18 protein-coding genes and 1 other annotated feature are annotated in these 18,429 nt (G+C 44.3%); all 18 genes read left to right on the forward strand.

Features of this window, described 5'->3' with window-relative positions; genetic code table 11:
* The first annotated feature begins 1 nt into the window (after window position 1).
* The 18 genes from ACFPU1_RS13310 to fusA all read left to right on the forward strand — a co-directional run bounded on the left by ACFPU1_RS13310 (window position 2) and on the right by fusA (window position 18,426).
* Complete coding sequence (locus ACFPU1_RS13310) at window positions 2-439, forward strand: Mini-ribonuclease 3 (RefSeq protein ID WP_385942010.1); 438 nt, start codon at window positions 2-4, stop codon at window positions 437-439.
* Window positions 436-1,185: a 23S rRNA (guanosine(2251)-2'-O)-methyltransferase RlmB gene (gene rlmB, locus ACFPU1_RS13315; protein WP_385942013.1), complete on the forward strand. Its 750-nt coding sequence runs from the start codon at window positions 436-438 to the stop codon at window positions 1,183-1,185. Before ACFPU1_RS13310 ends, rlmB begins: the two co-directional genes overlap by 4 nt.
* 7 nt (window positions 1,186-1,192) lie before the next feature.
* The gene (locus ACFPU1_RS13320) at window positions 1,193-1,705 is read left to right on the forward strand and encodes an NYN domain-containing protein (RefSeq protein ID WP_100400953.1); all 513 of its coding nucleotides are present in this window, start codon (window positions 1,193-1,195) and stop codon (window positions 1,703-1,705) included.
* A gap of 76 nt (window positions 1,706-1,781) precedes the next feature.
* Window positions 1,782-2,432: an RNA polymerase sporulation sigma factor SigH gene (gene sigH, locus ACFPU1_RS13325; protein ID WP_385942017.1), complete on the forward strand. Its 651-nt coding sequence runs from the start codon at window positions 1,782-1,784 to the stop codon at window positions 2,430-2,432.
* Window positions 2,433-2,636: 204 nt separating this feature from the next.
* Window positions 2,637-2,783 (forward strand): 50S ribosomal protein L33, encoded by a 147-nt coding sequence (gene rpmG, locus ACFPU1_RS13330; protein ID WP_054637142.1) that lies wholly within the window; start codon window positions 2,637-2,639, stop codon window positions 2,781-2,783.
* A gap of 236 nt (window positions 2,784-3,019) precedes the next feature.
* Complete coding sequence (secE, locus tag ACFPU1_RS13335; protein WP_054637153.1) at window positions 3,020-3,214, forward strand: preprotein translocase subunit SecE; 195 nt, start codon at window positions 3,020-3,022, stop codon at window positions 3,212-3,214.
* 54 nt (window positions 3,215-3,268) lie between these two features.
* Entirely contained in the window at window positions 3,269-3,802 is a 534-nt protein-coding gene (nusG, locus tag ACFPU1_RS13340; RefSeq protein ID WP_054637141.1) for a transcription termination/antitermination protein NusG, read from the forward strand.
* A 148-nt stretch (window positions 3,803-3,950) separates the two neighbouring features.
* Window positions 3,951-4,376 (forward strand): 50S ribosomal protein L11, encoded by a 426-nt coding sequence (gene rplK / locus ACFPU1_RS13345; RefSeq protein WP_054637140.1) that lies wholly within the window; start codon window positions 3,951-3,953, stop codon window positions 4,374-4,376.
* A gap of 109 nt (window positions 4,377-4,485) precedes the next feature.
* Complete coding sequence (gene rplA / locus ACFPU1_RS13350; protein ID WP_054637139.1) at window positions 4,486-5,184, forward strand: 50S ribosomal protein L1; 699 nt, start codon at window positions 4,486-4,488, stop codon at window positions 5,182-5,184.
* Between the two features lie 54 nt (window positions 5,185-5,238).
* Window positions 5,239-5,394 (forward strand) — a sequence feature (ribosomal protein L10 leader region).
* Between the two features lie 72 nt (window positions 5,395-5,466).
* Window positions 5,467-5,967, forward strand: a complete 501-nt coding sequence (rplJ, locus tag ACFPU1_RS13355; RefSeq protein WP_385942023.1) for a 50S ribosomal protein L10 — start codon at window positions 5,467-5,469, stop codon at window positions 5,965-5,967.
* Between the two features lie 68 nt (window positions 5,968-6,035).
* On the forward strand, window positions 6,036-6,398 hold the full coding sequence (rplL, locus tag ACFPU1_RS13360) for a 50S ribosomal protein L7/L12 (RefSeq protein WP_054637138.1): 363 nt from the start codon (window positions 6,036-6,038) through the stop codon (window positions 6,396-6,398).
* Window positions 6,399-6,593: 195 nt separating this feature from the next.
* The gene (locus ACFPU1_RS13365; RefSeq protein ID WP_054637137.1) at window positions 6,594-7,190 is read left to right on the forward strand and encodes a class I SAM-dependent methyltransferase; all 597 of its coding nucleotides are present in this window, start codon (window positions 6,594-6,596) and stop codon (window positions 7,188-7,190) included.
* A gap of 488 nt (window positions 7,191-7,678) precedes the next feature.
* Complete coding sequence (gene rpoB, locus ACFPU1_RS13370; protein ID WP_385942028.1) at window positions 7,679-11,218, forward strand: DNA-directed RNA polymerase subunit beta; 3,540 nt, start codon at window positions 7,679-7,681, stop codon at window positions 11,216-11,218.
* A gap of 94 nt (window positions 11,219-11,312) precedes the next feature.
* Window positions 11,313-14,930, forward strand: coding sequence for a DNA-directed RNA polymerase subunit beta' (rpoC, locus tag ACFPU1_RS13375; RefSeq protein ID WP_385942032.1), 3,618 nt, complete (start codon window positions 11,313-11,315; stop codon window positions 14,928-14,930).
* 77 nt (window positions 14,931-15,007) lie between these two features.
* Complete coding sequence (locus tag ACFPU1_RS13380; protein ID WP_054637135.1) at window positions 15,008-15,259, forward strand: 50S ribosomal protein L7ae-like protein; 252 nt, start codon at window positions 15,008-15,010, stop codon at window positions 15,257-15,259.
* 108 nt (window positions 15,260-15,367) lie between these two features.
* Window positions 15,368-15,781: a 30S ribosomal protein S12 gene (rpsL, locus tag ACFPU1_RS13385; protein WP_054637134.1), complete on the forward strand. Its 414-nt coding sequence runs from the start codon at window positions 15,368-15,370 to the stop codon at window positions 15,779-15,781.
* A 29-nt stretch (window positions 15,782-15,810) separates the two neighbouring features.
* Window positions 15,811-16,281: a 30S ribosomal protein S7 gene (gene rpsG, locus ACFPU1_RS13390; RefSeq protein ID WP_054637133.1), complete on the forward strand. Its 471-nt coding sequence runs from the start codon at window positions 15,811-15,813 to the stop codon at window positions 16,279-16,281.
* 66 nt (window positions 16,282-16,347) lie between these two features.
* On the forward strand, window positions 16,348-18,426 hold the full coding sequence (gene fusA, locus ACFPU1_RS13395) for an elongation factor G (RefSeq protein WP_385942037.1): 2,079 nt from the start codon (window positions 16,348-16,350) through the stop codon (window positions 18,424-18,426).
* Window positions 18,427-18,429: the final 3 nt, after the last annotated feature.

The following is an 18,429-nucleotide window of genomic DNA, read 5'->3' on the forward strand; positions in this document are numbered from 1 at the left end:
AATGCTGGACGAGGAACGAGGAGAGAAGCAAGTAGATGCCCGGCAGTTAAATGCTTTGGCCCTCGCTTATATGGGGGATGCTATTTACGATATGTACGTCAGACATCATCTTATCGCCCGCGGTAGAGTACGACCTCAGAAGCTTCACCAGACCACCACGTCGTATGTTTCCGCAAAGGCACAAGCCCGGGCGGTAAGAAGCCTTTTAGATAAGCAGGAACTTACAGAGGAAGAAGAGGCAGTGGTGAGAAGAGGGAGAAACGCGAAGTCTGGAACTGTGCCGAAAAATACGGATCAAAACACGTACAGGCACAGTACAGCCTTTGAAGCGCTGCTAGGTTTTTTATACTTCCTGGAACGCAAGGAACGCTTGGAGAGAATTATTTACTATACATTTACCCTCGTGGAAGAAGAACAGGAAAGGAGTGAGAAGTCATGAGTGAGGAGTGGATCACAGGCAAAAACGCTGTCCTGGAAGCCTTACGAGCAGGCAGGCCGATTAATAAAGTGTGGACAGCTGAAGGTGCCGGGAAAGGGCAGATGAAACAAGTATTTGATCTTGCCAAGGAAAATGGAGTTCTTGTACAGCCTTCTCCCCGGAAAAAACTTGATGAGCTTGCCGGCAATAACCGTCACCAAGGGGTGGTGGCTTCTGTGGCGGCTTATGAATATGCACAGCTTGAAGATCTTTTTAAGAAAGCGCGTGACAAAGGGGAAGACCCTTTCTTTTTGCTACTGGATGAAATTGCCGATCCTCATAATTTAGGGTCTATTCTGCGAACGGCAGACGCAGCGGGTGCCCACGGTGTGATCATTCCAAAGCGCAGGTCAGTCGGTTTAACGCAGGCAGTAGCAAAGTCGTCTACTGGAGCGATTGAGCATGTCCCGGTCGTGCGGGTAACAAACCTGGCCCGGACTATGGATGAGCTTAAGGAAAAAGGACTGTGGCTTGCAGGGACTGATGCAAAAGGAAAGCAGGATTTCCGTGAATGGGACGGGGATATGCCTGTTGGCCTGGTGATTGGAAGTGAAGGAAAAGGGATGAGCAGGCTGGTAAAAGAGAAGTGTGACTTTCTTCTAAGTATTCCCATGACAGGGCATGTCACATCACTAAATGCGTCGGTAGCAGCCAGCTTGTTAATGTTTGAAGTACTGAGAAAACGGAAGCCGATTGGACAAGGGTAAAATGGAAATGAAGGATGTCTTGCTTGTTGATGGCTACAACATTATCGGGGACTGGCCGGAGTTAAAAGAATTAAGGGAAAAGGACCTCGCCCAGGCCCGGGACTTGTTAATTGAAAAAATGGCTGAGTACCAAGCGTTCAAGGGGTGGGAGGTAAAGGTCATTTTTGATGCTCACATGGTTCCTGGCGTGGGAAAGAAGTACCTTAACTACCGGATTGATGTAGTGTACACAAGAGAGAATGAAACAGCAGATGAAAGAATAGAAAAGCTTGTAAGAGAAATTAAAAATGTAGAAACGCGAGTACATGTCGCCACTTCAGACTATGCGGAGCAGTCTTTGATTTTTGGAAGCGGGGCCCTGAGAAAGTCAGCCCGGGAGCTTCGCATAGAAATGGAGCTGGTGGAGGAAGGCATTTCTCGACAAGTACAAGAGACAAAAGAGCGTCGAATTGAGACGAAATTGCCCATATCAAAAGAAATTGCTGAAATTTTTGACAAATGGCGTCGAGAAGGCCGATGAGTAGTTGACGCTTGGTTTCACGGTGATTTATAATTATTTCTAGAAATATACAATCAGTCGAGGCGGGGGGATTGTATTGGGCACAGACCTCAAAGATGCAAAGCAGCACCATTTCAATAAGGCTGAAGATGAAGCACTAGTGGCAAGCGTTCGTAATGGAGACACAGCAGCACTTGAGTTTTTAATTAATAAATATAAGAACTTTGTGCGCGCAAAAGCGAGATCCTATTTTCTCATAGGGGCTGATCATGAAGACATTGTTCAAGAAGGTATGATTGGGCTTTATAAGTCGATTCGCGATTTTAAAGGAGACAAGCTTTCCTCCTTTAGAGCTTTTGCTGAACTATGTATTACCAGGCAAATTATTACTGCAATTAAAACGGCAACACGGCAGAAACACATGCCGCTTAATTCCTATGTTTCCTTGGACAAGCCCCTTTATGATGATGAATCAGATAGAACTCTGCTGGATGTCATATGCGGATCTCGTGTAAGTGACCCGGAAGAGCTGATTATTAATCAGGAAGAGTTTGACGACATCGAACTGAAAATGAGTGAAATACTAAGTGACCTGGAACAAAAGGTACTTATGCTTTATCTGGATGGAAGATCCTATCAAGAAATCTCGACTGACTTAAACAGACACGTGAAATCAATTGACAACGCTTTACAAAGAGTCAAACGAAAGCTTGAAAGATACATGGAAGTAAAGGGCGTAACTTTATAAGTGTAAAAGGAAAAACGTTCACCATTTATTTTCGAAATATTCATAACTGAAAAACAAGGCATGCTTATCCTTTGACAGCTGCCTTGTTTTTTTGAGGGTAAAATTCGGCCCTTTCCTCCAGCTGATTGACAGTGAAATTCCTGTATGATATGGTGATTAAGCGCATGCATATGACGAAGTGTGAGCTTACTTAGGAGGTGCTCAATGCGGAGGAAAGTGGTACTCTCATGTGGACAGTGCTTTGCCAGAAACTATACAACTGAAAAGAAGCAGACAGAGACCGGCCGCATTGAGGTGAAGAAGTTTTGCAAACAGTGTAATATGCATAGCCTTCATCGTGAGACAAAGTAATCTGCGGTTGTTTTTTTATTTATAAATATACTGTTTGAAGGCAAGGAATGAACAGCCAGGCCGAAAGGCGGTTTTTTCATAAATAGCCAGGGATAATCTCCTCCAATATTGGAGAGGATGGAGCGTAAGAGCTGTGCTTTCTGTTGCAGAGAATCTTAAACCGGTGAAGGTTCGTATAGAGATAGTTTCATTGACATGTAGGTTTAGGAGGCTCATAAGCTTTGGAGGTGGCACTTATGGCGAGCGGCGTAAAAAATACGGGGAAGTTTTTACGGGATGTAGGCAGGGAAATGAAGCGGGTTACCTGGCCCACTCGTAAAGAGTTAATAAAATATACCGGTGTGGTTCTTGCAACGGTTTTCTTTATTTCAATTTTCTTCGCCGTGGTAGACTTAGGATTGTCTACCCTTGTTCGTACATTCTTGGATTAATAGCTGAACTGACCCCTGTTAGTTAGGAGGGAAGGACATACCGTCCACTTGAACATGGAGAAAAATTGGTTTGTAGTACACACATATTCTGGATATGAAAACAAAGTAAAAACGAACCTGGAAAAAAGGGTAGAGTCCATGGAGATGACCGATAAGATTTTCCGCGTGCTTGTTCCGGTTGAAGAAGAAACGGAAGTGAAAAACGGAAAAAGCAAAGCGGTCACTCGCAAGGTCTTTCCAGGGTACGTCATTGTAGAAATGGTGATGACAGATGACTCCTGGTACGTAGTTCGAAACACTCCGGGGGTGACTGGATTCGTAGGCTCTGCAGGAGCAGGCTCCAAGCCGACTCCTTTGCTTCCTGATGAAGTAGATAACATTTTGAAGCAAATGGGTGTGGATGCTCCGAAAGCAGAGGTGGACTTTGACCTTAAAGAAACAGTGAAGGTGAAAGAAGGACCATTTGCTGACTTTACCGGCACCATTGAAGATATTAATACAGAAAAGCAAAAAGTAAAGGTGCATGTCAATATGTTTGGCAGGGAGACTCCTGTGGAGCTGGAGTTTCATCAGGTTGAAAAGATTTAAATTTGGACTTGCAGTTCCTCTCGCGAAGTGATAAGATTTTTAATGTTTGAAATAAGCTTCAACAAACGAACTTGTGATATCAAGTTCGTTTTCGAGTGGGAGGGCTCTTGCCCGAGAAACCACATCACGGACTAAGGAGGTGTGTCGCGTGGCTAAAAAAGTCGAGAAAGTCGTTAAATTGCAGATTCCTGCAGGGAAAGCGAATCCGGCTCCGCCAGTAGGACCGGCACTAGGACAAGCTGGAGTAAATATCATGGGATTCTGTAAGGAATTCAATGCTCGTACTGCTGATCAAGCAGGAATGATCATTCCTGTAGAAATTAGTGTATATGAAGATCGTTCGTTTACTTTCATCACAAAAACTCCACCCGCTGCTGTTCTTCTAAAGAAAGCTGCTGGAGTGGAAAGCGGTTCTGGTGAACCTAACAAGAACAAAGTAGCAACGATTAAGCGTGATAAAGTACGTGAAATTGCTGAGACAAAGATGCCAGATCTTAACGCAGCTGACATTGATGCAGCTATGCTTATGGTTGAAGGTACAGCAAGAAGCATGGGCATTGTAGTCGAAGACTAATTGCCGTTGCCTGATTAAGGGTTGCGAGATCCCGTCTAGATGACTGGACGACGCAACCTTTATTAGTGGGAGGTATAACCGCTAAAACCACAACGAGGAGGAAATGAAATTGGCTAAAAGAGGTAAAAAGTATCAAGATGCTGTAAAGCTTATTGATCGTGAACAAGCATATAATGCCGAAGAAGCTATTGAGCTAGTAAAAAAGACTGCTCCTGCTTCTTTTGATGAAACAGTAGAAGTGGCTGTTCGTCTTGGCGTTGACCCAAGGAAAAATGACCAGCAAATCCGCGGAGCTGTTGTGCTTCCGCACGGAACTGGCAGAACTCAACGTGTCCTGGTTTTTGCTAAAGGTGCAAAAGCGCAAGAGGCAGAAGCTGCTGGAGCAGATTATGTTGGTGAAGATGATCTTGTAAACAAAATCCAACAAGGCTGGTTTGAGTTTGATGTTGTTGTTGCAACACCGGACATGATGGCTCAAGTTGGTAGACTAGGTAAAGTACTTGGACCTAAAGGTCTAATGCCAAACCCTAAAACCGGTACGGTAACAATGGATGTAGAAAAGGCTGTAGGTGAGATTAAGGCTGGTAAAGTTGAATATCGCACAGATAAGTCTGGTAACATCCACGCGCCAATCGGTAAAATCTCTTTTGATACTGAAAAGCTTCAAGAGAACTTTAACACAGTGATCGAGACGCTGGTAAAAGCTAAGCCTGCCGCTGCTAAAGGAACGTATATGAAGGGCGTAGCAGTTGCTTCTACTATGGGTCCTGGAGTGAAAGTATCTACTTCTACTTTGAACCTAAAATAAGACTTGACGTCTTACTTTGAAATATATATACTGTTAAAGGTATGAAACCTGAAACAAACCAATACGGACGTACCATAGACAGCAGGAGTGCTTGCCGCACTTAAACTTCCTGCCGAGGTAGTTTTCTATAATTCCTAGTGAGAAATCACATAGGATAATTATGAGAGCAAACCTTCATGTCTATGGACATGAAGGTTTTTTTATTGCATAAGCCCAAAGGGTGAATGAATAGAAGCCTTGTCATCGTGTGGTAATAATGTATGAAGACTAGGAGGTGTGACGATGAGCAAAGTAATTGAACAGAAGCAGCAAGTCGTAAGCGAAATCGCAGAAAAGCTTGAAAATAGCGTTTCTACAATCCTTGTAGACTACCGTGGACTTGACGTGGCAGAAGCTACTGAACTTCGTAAGCAATTGCGTGAAGCTGGCGTAGATTTCAAAGTGTACAAAAACACAATGACTCGCCGTGCGACTGAACAAGTAAACCTAACAGACCTTGATGAGCATCTTGTTGGTCCAACTGCTATCGCCACAAGCACAGAAGATGTAGTGGCGCCGGCTAAGGTTCTTAACAATTTTGCAAAAAATCATGAGGCGCTGGAAATTAAAACAGGCGTGATTGAAGGACGCGTAGTAAGCCTTGATGAAATCAAGCAGCTTGCCGACCTACCATCTCACGACGGACTTGTTTCTATGCTACTCAGCGTACTTCAAGCTCCAATGCGCAACTTTGCTTTGGCTACCAAAGCAGTTGCCGACCAAAAGGAAGAAGAAGGCGCATAAGTCGAACGTCGCTGTATAGTGCGTAAAGTACGTAAAAATATAATCAATTATTTTAAGGAGGATTCACAATGAGTAAAGAATCTATCATTGAAGAAATCAAAGAAATGTCCGTTCTTGAATTGAACGACCTTGTAAAAGCAATCGAAGAGGAGTTTGGCGTAACTGCTGCTGCTCCTGTAGCTGTAGCTGGCGGAGGCGGAGAAGCTGCTGAAGCTGAGCAAACTGAATTTGACGTAGTTCTTGAGTCCGCTGGCGGATCTAAGATCAACGTAATCAAAGTCGTACGTGAAATCACTGGACTTGGCTTGAAAGAAGCTAAAGCTCTAGTTGACGGCGCTCCAGAGACAATCAAAGAAGGCGTAAGCAAAGAAGACGCTGAAGAAATCAAAGGCAAGCTAGAAGACGCTGGCGCAAGCGTAGAAGTTAAGTAAGGTAACGCAGCAATATCGGCTTCCTCCTAATCTAGGGGGGAGCCTTTTTGTTCGATTGTTTTGTTTTGAAGGTCATCTGATGCCGGGGGTAGTGGAGAAGAATATCATTTTAGTTGGGAAAACAAGGCATTTTTTGCTTTCTGCAATTTACTTTTGGTAGGATAGATGGACAGTTCATAAATGAGGAGGCACGTTATGAAAGATCATTATTATTCTCATAACCCTTCTAGTGAGAGTGAAGAACGAAAGATCAAAACAGTTTTACGTGGTAATAAGCTAGTGTTCACCACTGACAGAGGCGTGTTCTCAAAAGGAGAAGTGGACTTTGGAACGCAAACCTTGCTTGATGCTTTTGAGTGGCCCGAGGCAGATGGTGAGATTCTTGACGTGGGTTGCGGATACGGACCTATTGGACTTGCTCTTGCTGCTGAAAAGGAAAGAGACGTGTGGATGGTTGATGTGAACCAGAGAGCGCTTGCTCTGGCGAAGAGGAATGCAAAAGACAATCAAATAAACAATGTCACTATACAAGAGAGTGATTTGCTTGATTCAGTAGAAAAGCAGGACTTCTCGGCAATCGTTACCAATCCCCCGATCAGAGCCGGAAAGAAAGTGGTTCATGAGCTTTTCAAACAAACGTTTAACCACTTGGTGCCTGGCGGAGAACTTTGGGTAGTAATACAAAAAAAGCAAGGTGCTCCTTCTGCTAAGGAAAGACTGGAGGAAATCTTTGAGTCTGTCGAAACTGTGAAAAAAAACAAAGGTTATTATATTTTAAGGGCCAAAAAATAATTGACCAGAAGATTGGTTTGTGTTATTGTTATTTAATGCGTATAACTACCAATTTTATGATGCAAAGAGAATTAATGAAAATGATCAGGTAGTGAATAAAAAACAAGAGAGTGGGGAACAATAGGATAATCAAGGCAGGAGATGGAAAATAGTGGTTTCTCTATAGAGCCATTTTTTATTTTGCACTTTTCGAACGAAAGAGCATTAAAATTTTATTTTACAGATTCCGCCAAGCATTTGAACAGTAAGTTCAAGCTGCATTGTTTGCTTATCTTACGTTTCTTCATAACTTGATGGTTAGCACTCTCGTAATACAGCAAGAAGATTATTATTTGTGAATCAGCTTGGAAGAAACATGAGTGACTCCATTTTCGTTTGAAAAGGGGTTATTCGTGTTCACATATTTTCTTTCCTTATTGCTTGTCACCTTTGGAAAGTCGTTGCTCCGAGAGTGACGAACAATTTGCGAGATTTGAGGGGTGAATCAGTTGACAGGTCAACTCATTCAGTTTGGACGCCACCGCCAGAGAAGAAGCTATGCAAGAATCAGTGAAGTGTTAGAATTACCTAACCTCATTGAAATCCAAACCGCTTCCTATCAATGGTTTTTAGATGAGGGTATAAAGGAAATGTTCCAGGATATTTCCCCAATAGAAGATTTTACAGGGAACCTCATCCTTGAATTCATTGATTACAGCCTTGGAGAACCAAAGTATTCCGTAGAAGAATCAAAAGAAAGAGACGTAACTTACTCTGCTCCACTCCGAGTGAAGGTTCGATTAATGAACAAAGAAACAGGAGAGGTTAAAGAACAAGAGGTTTTCATGGGGGACTTCCCTCTAATGACTGATACGGGAACCTTTGTCATTAATGGAGCTGAGCGTGTTATCGTATCCCAGCTTGTTCGTTCGCCAAGTGTGTACTACAGCCATAAAACGGACAAGAATGGAAAGAAAGGTTATACCACCACGGTCATTCCTAATCGTGGAGCATGGCTGGAACTTGAAACAGATGCGAAAGACATTGTTTACGTTCGTATCGACCGCACACGAAAAATCCCTGTATCTGTACTTATGCGAGCTCTTGGGTTTAGCTCGGACCAGGAGATTATTGATCTTCTGGGTGAAGATGAGTATTTACGCAATACTCTTGAAAAAGACAATACCGATGGAACGGAAAAAGCACTCATTGAAATCTATGAGCGCCTTCGTCCAGGGGAACCGCCGACTGTAGAAAACGCTAAAAGTCTTTTAGACTCAAGGTTCTTTGATCCAAAGAGATATGACCTGGCAAATGTCGGCCGTTATAAAATGAACAAAAAGCTTCATATCAAGAATCGTCTCTTTAATCAGCGCCTTGCTGAAACTCTGGTAGACCCAGAAACAGGTGAAGTGCTTGCTGAAGAAGGTGCAGTCATCGACCGCAGAACTCTTGATAGACTTATTCCTTACCTTGAAAATAATGTAGGATTTAAGAGATATTCTGTCAGCGGTGGTGTAGTACAAGAAGGCGATTTAGATATTCAGTCTATCAAAATATATCCGCCTGATGAGCAGGATGCCGACCGGGCGATCAACGTCATCAGTAATGGGAATATTGACAAGTCTGTCAAAAACATTACTCCGGAAGACATTGTGGCTTCCATTAACTATTTCTTTAACCTGCTTCATGGGGTGGGAGATACAGATGACATCGATCACTTAGGTAACCGTCGTTTACGTTCTGTAGGTGAATTACTTCAAAACCAATTCCGTATCGGATTGTCACGAATGGAGCGAGTGGTGCGTGAAAGAATGTCTATACAAGATCCAAGCGCTATCACTCCCCAGGCTCTGATTAATATCCGCCCGGTAATTGCTTCAATCAAAGAGTTCTTTGGAAGCTCTCAGCTTTCCCAGTTCATGGACCAGACGAATCCATTGGCAGAGTTAACGCATAAACGCCGTCTTTCTGCTCTTGGGCCCGGCGGGTTAACTCGTGAGCGTGCCGGATTTGAAGTGCGTGATGTTCACTACTCTCACTATGGCCGGATGTGTCCGATTGAGACACCAGAGGGTCCAAACATCGGCTTGATTAACTCTTTGTCAAGTTATGCAAAGGTCAACGAATTTGGCTTTATGGAAACTCCGTACCGCCGTGTTGATCATGAGACTGGAAAGGTTACTGAGCATATCGATTATTTAACTGCGGATGAAGAAGACAATTATGTAGTCGCTCAGGCTAATGCGAAGCTCACTGATGATGGAAGCTTTGTGGATGAGAATATCATTGCGCGTTTCCGCGGTGAGAACACCATTGTGCCGAAAGAAAAAATAGACTACATGGATGTTTCTCCAAAGCAGGTTGTATCTGCTGCGACAGCTTGTATCCCTTTCCTTGAAAATGACGACTCTAACCGTGCTCTTATGGGTGCGAACATGCAGCGGCAGGCAGTGCCTTTGTTAGAGCCGGAAGCTCCTATTGTGGGTACCGGCATGGAGTACGTATCTGCTAAGGATTCAGGGGCAGCGATTGTCTCTAAATCAAGGGGAATCGTAGAGCGTGTCACTGCTAGAGAAGTATGGATCCGCCGCCTTGAGGAAGTGGACGGTAAAGATGTTAAGACAGACCTTGATAAATATAATTTGTCCAAGTTTATACGTTCAAACCAAGGAACCAGTTACAACCAGCGTCCAATTGTGAGTGAAGGAGACCAGGTTGTGAAAGGTGAGGTGCTCGCTGACGGCCCATCGATGGAAAAAGGTGAAATGGCTCTAGGGCGTAATGTGTTAGTTGGCTTTATGACATGGGACGGCTATAACTACGAGGATGCCATCATCTTAAGTGAACGACTGGTAAAGGACGATGTATATACTTCTGTGCATATTGAAGAATATGAGTCGGAAGCACGTGATACAAAGCTTGGACCAGAGGAAATTACTCGAGACATTCCTAACGTAAGTGAGGATGCTCTTAAAAACCTGGATGATCGAGGGATCATCAGAGTGGGAGCCGAAGTAAAAGATGGAGACATTCTTGTCGGGAAAGTTACTCCAAAAGGGATGACAGAACTGACAGCTGAGGAACGACTTCTTCATGCCATCTTTGGTGAAAAAGCCCGTGAAGTAAGAGATACTTCTCTGCGAGTGCCCCACGGAGCTGACGGCATTGTCCTTGATGTTAAGATCTTTAACCGCGAAGATGGAGACGAGCTTCCACCGGGAGTTAACCAACTGGTTAGAGCGTATATCGTTCAGAAACGTAAGATTCATGAAGGTGACAAAATGGCAGGACGTCACGGGAACAAGGGTGTTATTTCCCGGATTCTTCCAGAGGAAGATATGCCTTACCTTCCAGATGGAACACCGATTGATATCATGCTGAACCCTCTAGGGGTACCATCCCGTATGAATATCGGGCAAGTGCTCGAGCTTCATTTAGGAATGGCCGCCCGCCAGCTGAAACTCCATATGGCCACTCCGGTATTTGACGGAGCCCGGGAGGAAGACGTGTGGGAAACATTACTTGAAGCAGGAATGGCTCGTGATGGTAAAACAATACTATACGACGGCCGGACCGGGGAAGCTTTTGATAACCGTGTTTCTGTCGGTGTTATGTATATGATTAAACTGGCTCACATGGTCGACGACAAGCTTCATGCTCGTTCTACTGGTCCTTATTCCCTTGTTACCCAGCAGCCGCTTGGCGGAAAAGCCCAATTTGGCGGTCAGCGTTTTGGGGAAATGGAAGTATGGGCGCTAGAAGCATACGGGGCTGCCTATACACTGCAGGAAATTCTGACAGTGAAGTCTGATGACGTCGTAGGACGTGTGAAAACTTACGAAGCAATCGTCAAAGGAGAAAATGTCCCTGAACCAGGCGTGCCTGAATCCTTCAAAGTACTGATTAAAGAGCTGCAAGCTCTTGGCATGGATGTGAAGATGCTTTCCAGTACGGAAGAAGAAATTGAAATGAAAGAGTTAGACGATGAAGAAGAACAGTCTAATGACAAGCTGAACCTGAAAATGGAGTCCAGTGAGAACGCCTAAATAACAACACTGTTTGCCGGAAGCGAAAGGACATCCCGCCTTTCGCTCCGCTGTTTTCCCTACAACCTGAAAGTTCGAAAGGGAGGTTGACCCCTTGATAGATGTAAATAACTTTGAATACATGAAAATTGGTCTTGCTTCTCCGGATAAGATTCGCTCCTGGTCTCGTGGTGAAGTGAAAAAGCCGGAAACAATTAATTATCGTACGTTAAAGCCTGAAAAGGACGGACTTTTCTGCGAACGTATCTTTGGACCAACAAAAGATTGGGAATGTCACTGTGGCAAGTACAAAAGGGTCCGCTACAAAGGCGTGGTCTGTGACCGATGCGGCGTGGAAGTGACAAGAGCGAAAGTCCGCCGTGAACGAATGGGACATATTGAGCTTGCTGCACCAGTATCCCATATCTGGTATTTTAAAGGGATTCCAAGCCGAATGGGCCTTGTTTTAGACATGTCACCTCGTTCCTTGGAGGAAGTCATTTATTTCGCTTCGTACGTAGTGACTGATGCTGGAGACACCCCTCTAGAATATAAGCAGCTTCTATCAGAGAAGGAATATCGTTCGTACTATGATAAGTACGGAAGAGGCTTTTCTGCTCAAATGGGAGCCGAAGCAATTAGAAAGATTTTGTCAGATATCGATTTAGACAAAGAAGTTAACACGTTGAAAGAAGAGTTGGAAACTGCTCAAGGTCAGCGCCGGACGAGAGCGATTAAGCGCCTTGAAGTTCTTGAAGCATTTAGAAACTCAGGGAATGATCCATCATGGATGATTCTTGATGTTCTTCCGGTAATTCCGCCTGAACTGCGTCCAATGGTGCAGCTTGATGGTGGCCGTTTTGCCACGTCGGACTTAAATGATTTATACCGTCGTGTAATAAACAGAAATAACCGATTGAAGCGTCTTTTAGATCTAGGAGCGCCAAATATCATCGTTCAAAATGAAAAAAGAATGCTTCAGGAAGCAGTAGATGCATTAATAGATAACGGACGCCGAGGTCGTCCTGTAACTGGGCCGGGGAATCGTCCGTTAAAATCCCTTTCCCACATGTTGAAAGGAAAACAAGGCCGTTTCCGTCAAAACTTACTAGGTAAGCGTGTTGACTATTCCGGCCGTTCCGTAATCGTGGTAGGGCCCGCTCTTAAAATGTACCAATGCGGTCTTCCAAAGGAAATGGCGCTTGAGCTCTTTAAGCCTTTTGTAATGAAGGAGCTTGTCAGCAAAGGACTGGCCCACAATATCAAAAGTGCGAAACGAAAAGTAGAGCGAGTGCAGCCGGAAGTATGGGATGTACTAGAAGAGGTAATCAGAGAGCACCCAGTACTATTAAACCGGGCGCCGACGTTACACAGACTAGGTATTCAAGCATTTGAACCAACGCTTGTTGAAGGTCGTGCGATAAAGCTGCATCCTCTCGTATGTACAGCGTATAATGCGGACTTTGACGGAGACCAAATGGCTGTTCACGTGCCTCTTTCAGCGGAAGCACAAGCGGAAGCAAGAATCCTTATGCTTGCAGCGCAGAACATCCTTAATCCTAAGGATGGAAAGCCTGTTGTAACTCCTTCCCAGGATATGGTTTTAGGGAACTATTATCTCACTATGGAACGAAAAGGGGCAGATGGAGAAGGCTCTATATTCAAGGACACCAATGAAGCATTAACTGCTTATCAAAATGGTTATGTACATTTACACAGCCGCATTGCGATCCCTGTTGCCTCCTTGAAAAAGACGACCTTTACCGAAGAGCAGAATGATCAATTGTTATTAACGACCGTAGGGAAGTTAATTTTTAATGAGATTATGCCGAGCTCATTTGCCTTTGTAAATGAACCTACGAGAACAAACCTTGAAACAGCTACACCTGATAAGTACATGGTGCCTAACACCACGGACGTTAAAAAAGAGTTTGAATCCAGAGACGTTGTTCCTCCTTTTAAGAAAGGTTTCTTAGGAGACATCATCGCTCAAGTATTTAAAGACTTCCAGATTACTGAAACGTCGAAGATGCTTGACCGAATGAAAGACCTAGGGTTTTATTATTCCACTAAAGCGGGGATCACTGTCGGGGTTTCAGACATTGTAGTATTGAAGACAAAACAAGAAATTCTTGATGATGCCGACCTGAAGGTGGAACGGGTTATGAAGCAGTTCCGCCGCGGTTTAATTACTGAGGAAGAGCGCTACGATAAAGTTATTTCCATCTGGAGTGAAGCGAAGGATATCATTCAGGAACGCTTAATGGGTACACTAGATCCCCAAAACCCAATCTTCATGATGAGTGACTCTGGTGCTCGTGGTAACGCATCTAACTTTACACAGCTTGCTGGAATGCGCGGATTGATGGCCAACCCGTCTGGACGTATTATCGAGCTTCCGATTAAGTCCAGCTTCCGTGAAGGTCTGACAGTACTTGAGTACTTCATCTCCACGCACGGAGCACGAAAAGGTCTTGCGGATACAGCTCTGAAAACAGCCGACTCAGGCTATCTTACTCGTCGCCTTGTTGATGTGGCCCAGGATGTTATCATTCGGGAAAATGACTGCGGAACAGACAGAGGCCTTGAAGTGAGTGCTCTTAGGGAAGGAAATGAAGTCATTGAGGACTTGTATGACCGTCTCGTAGGGCGTGTGGCCTTTAAGACTGTGCGCCACCCAGAAACAGATGAAACGCTGATCAGGAAGAATGAACTGATTAATGAAGATACAGCAAAAGTAATTGAAGATTCCGGAGTGGAAACGGTAACGATCCGTTCTGTATTTACATGCGATACGCGACACGGTGCATGTAAGAAATGTTACGGAAGAAACCTTGCTACTGGAAGTGACGTAGAGGTTGGAGAAGCAGTAGGAATTATTGCAGCACAATCTATCGGAGAGCCGGGAACCCAGCTCACCATGCGTACGTTCCATACAGGCGGGGTGGCAGGAGACGATATTACACAAGGTCTCCCGCGTATCCAGGAACTATTTGAAGCACGAAATCCTAAAGGGCAAGCCGTTATTACTGAATTGTCCGGTGAAGTAGCGGAGGTTCAGGAAGCTGGCGATAAAAAAGAAGTAACAATAAAAGGGGATCAGGAAACAAGATCTTATACTACCCCATATGGCGCACGCCTTAAAGTAGGAGTAGGAGATCATGTGGAAACGGGTGATCCTTTAACTGAAGGCTCCATCGACCCGAAAGAACTACTGGTTGTTTCAGGTCTTCATGGGACACAAGAATACCTGCTAAAAGAAGTTCAAAAGGTATACCGCATGCAAGGGGTAGAAATTGGCGACAAACACGTAGAGGTAATGGTCCGTCAAATGCTTCGTAAGATCCGTGTCGCAGATTCCGGAGATACAGAGGTACTGCCTGGTAGCCTTGTGGAAGTGCACAATTTTGACGATGCTAACCATAAAGTACTGGCAGAAGGAAAAATGCCGGCTGTGGGCCGCCCTGTGATTCTTGGTATTACGAAAGCGTCTCTTGAAACAGACTCCTTCTTGTCAGCTGCATCCTTCCAGGAAACGACTCGTGTCCTTACAGATGCGGCAATCAAAGGAAAACGTGATGAGCTTGTAGGACTGAAAGAGAACGTTATTATCGGTAAACTTGTTCCAGCCGGAACAGGGATGCAGAGATATCGTTCATTGAAGTCAGATATAAGTGAAACAGTGGAAAAGCCTGAAGCGGATAGTGTTGAAGCAATTATGAATCATGAGTAAAAGAGTGTTGACACTCGTTTTTCAGAGTGATATGATATCAAAGTGCGCCTAACACCCTGTGCTTTGGAGGATGACTAATGTCTTATGAAAAAGTAACACAGGCCGCTGAAGTAGTGATAGGAACGAAGCAGACGTTGAAAGCTTTAGAAGCGGGTACAGCAGATGAAGTAATTGTTGCCGAGGATGCAGAAAAGCGTGTCGTCAACAAAATCATCTTAGCTGCTAAAGATAGAAATATCCCCATTCACACTGTCGATTCTATGCAGCTGCTTGGTAAAGCTTGTGGAATTGATGTAGGAGCTGCAACGGTTGCCTTGAAAAAGGGATAATGTTTTTGCTGGCAGGGTTCTCTCTGCTAGCAAAAACTTTACTTTTGTCTTCAATTGAACCACCTGGATCGGTGGTCTTGAAAATAGCTTAAGGAAGGAGGAAATTGGATGCCTACTATTAACCAACTTGTCCGTAAAGGACGTCAAAACAAAACAAAGAAGTCTGACAGCCCAGCTTTGAACAAAGGGTTTAACAGCTTCAAAAAAGTTCAAACAGACCAGTCTGCTCCTCAAAAGCGCGGAGTATGTACTCGTGTTGGAACAATGACGCCAAAGAAACCGAACTCTGCATTGCGTAAATATGCACGTGTTCGTTTGACAAACGGGATCGAGGTTACTGCTTACATCCCGGGAATTGGCCATAACTTACAAGAACATAGTGTGGTATTGATCCGTGGAGGACGTGTTAAGGACCTTCCAGGGGTACGTTATCACATCGTTCGTGGTGCACTAGACACTGCTGGTGTACAAGATCGTAAGCAAAGCAGATCTAAATACGGCACGAAGAAGCCGAAGAAATAAAAATAAAGACAAGAAAGGAGGGGTGATCCATGCCTCGTAAAGGACCTGTACCTCGCCGTGACGTGCTGCCTGATCCGCTTTACAACTCAAAATTGGTCACTCGTCTAATCAACCGCATTATGGTTGACGGTAAAAAAGGTAAAGCTCAAAACATTCTTTATAAGTCTTTTGATATCGTACGTGAACGTACAAATCAAGAGCCAATGGAAGTATTCGATCAAGCATTGAAAAACATCATGCCTGTGCTGGAAGTTAAAGCTCGTCGTGTAGGTGGTGCAAACTACCAGGTACCGATTGAAGTTAAGCCTGATCGTCGTACAACATTGGGACTTCGCTGGTTGGTGAGCTATGCTCGTCTTCGCGGAGAGAAAACAATGGAAGAACGTTTGGCTAATGAAATTATGGATGCAGCAAACAATACTGGTTCAGCAGTTAAGAAGCGTGAGGACACTCACCGTATGGCTGAAGCAAACAAAGCATTTGCTCATTATCGCTGGTAATCTGTCAGGTAGATATTATAAAAAATAATTCAACCAACTTAGGATTTGAGAAAGGAGAAGGAGTCTATGGCAAGAGCATTCTCCTTAGAAAAAACTCGTAATATCGGTATCATGGCTCACATCGATGCCGGTAAAACGACTGCCACAGAACGTATCCTTTATTATACTGGTCGTATCCATAAAATTGGTGAAACTCATGAAGGTGCATCTCAAATGGACTGGATGGAGCAAGAGCAAGAGCGTGGTATTACTATCACCTCTGCTGCTACCACCGCTCAGTGGAAAGACCATCGTGTAAACATAATCGATACACCAGGGCACGTAGACTTTACTGTAGAAGTAGAGCGTTCTCTTCGTGTACTTGACGGGGCAGTTGCGGTTCTTGACGCACAATCTGGTGTGGAACCACAAACAGAAACAGTGTGGCGCCAGGCGACCACATATCATGTACCTCGTATTGTTTTTGTTAATAAGATGGATAAAATCGGAGCAGATTTCATCTACTCCTTGGGTACTCTTAAAGACCGTCTAGGTGCTAATGCGCAGGCAGTTCAGCTACCGATTGGTGCTGAAGACGAGTTTGAAGGTATCATTGATCTTGTTACAATGGAAGCATTCTTCTACTTGGACGATCTGGGAACTCGTACAGAGGCCCGTGAAATCCCAGAAGAATACAAGGCTCAAGCTGAGGAGTATCGTGAGAAGCTAATTGAGGCAGTATCTGAACTCGATGAAGATCTTATGATGAAATATCTTGAAGGTGAAGAAATCAGCAATGACGAATTAAAAGCAGCTGTTCGTAAAGCTACACTAAGTGTAGAATTCTACCCTGTGCTTTGCGGTTCTGCTTTCAAAAATAAAGGTGTTCAATTAATGATTGACGCTGTCATTGACTATCTTCCATCGCCGCTTGATGTACCTCCTATCAAAGGTCATCTTCCAGACACTGAGGAAGAAGTAGAGCGTAAAGCTGACGATAACGGGCCTTTCTCAGCACTTGCCTTTAAGGTAATGGCTGACCCTTACGTTGGTAAGCTGACGTTCTTCCGCGTGTACTCAGGGAGACTTGATTCTGGTTCTTATGTTCGTAACTCAACTAAGGACAAGCGTGAGCGTGTAGGTCGTATTCTTCAGATGCATGCAAACTCTCGTGAAGAAATCTCCAGTGTGTATGCTGGTGATATTGCAGCAGGAGTAGGTTTGAAAGATACATCAACTGGGGACACTCTATGTGATGAAAAGGATCGCGTAATCCTTGAATCTATGGAATTCCCAGAACCGGTTATCTCCTTGTCTGTTGAACCTAAGTCAAAAGCAGACCAGGATAAAATGGGTATTGCCCTTGCAAGACTTGCTGATGAGGATCCAACTTTCCAGACAAAGACCGATGAAGAAACTGGTCAAACAATTATCTCTGGAATGGGAGAACTTCACCTTGATATCATTGTTGACCGTCTAAGACGTGAGTTCAAAGTAGATGCTACTGTAGGTGCTCCTCAGGTATCTTACCGTGAAACGATTCGTCAAGGTGCAAAGTGTGAAGGGAAGTTTGTCCGTCAGTCCGGTGGACGCGGTCAGTATGGTCACGTTTGGGTTGAATTTGAACCAAACGAAGAAGGCGCCGGCTTTGAATTTGAAAACAAAATCGTAGGTGGGGTTGTTCCTCGTGAATATATTCCTTCTGTAGAGCAGGGCATTGCTGAGTCAATGCAAAATGGTCTGTTGGCAGGCTACCCGCTTATTGATGTAAAAGCCAAGCTCTTTGATGGTTCTTACCATGACGTTGACTCCAACGAAATGGCATTTAAAGTAGCTGCTTCTATGGCACTTAAGCAGGCAAAAAACAAGTGTAACCCTGTGCTTCTTGAGCCGCTTATGAAAGTTGAAATTGTGGTTCCAGAGGAATACATGGGTGACGTTATGGGTGACGTAACTTCCCGTCGCGGCCGTGTTGAAGGTATGGAAGCTCGTGGGAATGCTCAGGTGATCCGTGCATTTGTACCACTTGCTGAAATGTTTGGTTATGCTACAAACCTTCGTTCTAACACACAAGGCCGTGGAACGTACAGCATGTACTTTGACCACTATGAAGAAGTGCCTAAGAGTGTTTCTGAAGAAATCATTAAGAAAAGTAGTGGACAATAATTT

Source organism: Thalassorhabdus alkalitolerans (genome assembly GCF_042656525.1).
Lineage (GTDB): Bacteria > Bacillota > Bacilli > Bacillales > Marinococcaceae > Thalassorhabdus > Thalassorhabdus alkalitolerans.

What these genes read in the sequence shown, in the direction of transcription:
- rplJ (WP_385942023.1), top strand. Translation starts at nt 5,467, where the DNA reads ATGAGCAAAGTAATTGAACAGAAGCAGCAAGTCGTAAGCGAAATCGCA.
- rlmB (WP_385942013.1), top strand. Translation starts at nt 436, where the DNA reads ATGAGTGAGGAGTGGATCACAGGCAAAAACGCTGTCCTGGAAGCCTTA.
- ACFPU1_RS13310 (WP_385942010.1), top strand. Translation starts at nt 2, where the DNA reads ATGCTGGACGAGGAACGAGGAGAGAAGCAAGTAGATGCCCGGCAGTTA.
- fusA (WP_385942037.1), top strand. Translation starts at nt 16,348, where the DNA reads ATGGCAAGAGCATTCTCCTTAGAAAAAACTCGTAATATCGGTATCATG.
- ACFPU1_RS13365 (WP_054637137.1), top strand. Translation starts at nt 6,594, where the DNA reads ATGAAAGATCATTATTATTCTCATAACCCTTCTAGTGAGAGTGAAGAA.
- nusG (WP_054637141.1), top strand. Translation starts at nt 3,269, where the DNA reads ATGGAGAAAAATTGGTTTGTAGTACACACATATTCTGGATATGAAAAC.
- rpsG (WP_054637133.1), top strand. Translation starts at nt 15,811, where the DNA reads ATGCCTCGTAAAGGACCTGTACCTCGCCGTGACGTGCTGCCTGATCCG.
- rpmG (WP_054637142.1), top strand. Translation starts at nt 2,637, where the DNA reads ATGCGGAGGAAAGTGGTACTCTCATGTGGACAGTGCTTTGCCAGAAAC.
- rplL (WP_054637138.1), top strand. Translation starts at nt 6,036, where the DNA reads ATGAGTAAAGAATCTATCATTGAAGAAATCAAAGAAATGTCCGTTCTT.
- rpsL (WP_054637134.1), top strand. Translation starts at nt 15,368, where the DNA reads ATGCCTACTATTAACCAACTTGTCCGTAAAGGACGTCAAAACAAAACA.
- secE (WP_054637153.1), top strand. Translation starts at nt 3,020, where the DNA reads ATGGCGAGCGGCGTAAAAAATACGGGGAAGTTTTTACGGGATGTAGGC.
- ACFPU1_RS13380 (WP_054637135.1), top strand. Translation starts at nt 15,008, where the DNA reads ATGTCTTATGAAAAAGTAACACAGGCCGCTGAAGTAGTGATAGGAACG.
- ACFPU1_RS13320 (WP_100400953.1), top strand. Translation starts at nt 1,193, where the DNA reads ATGAAGGATGTCTTGCTTGTTGATGGCTACAACATTATCGGGGACTGG.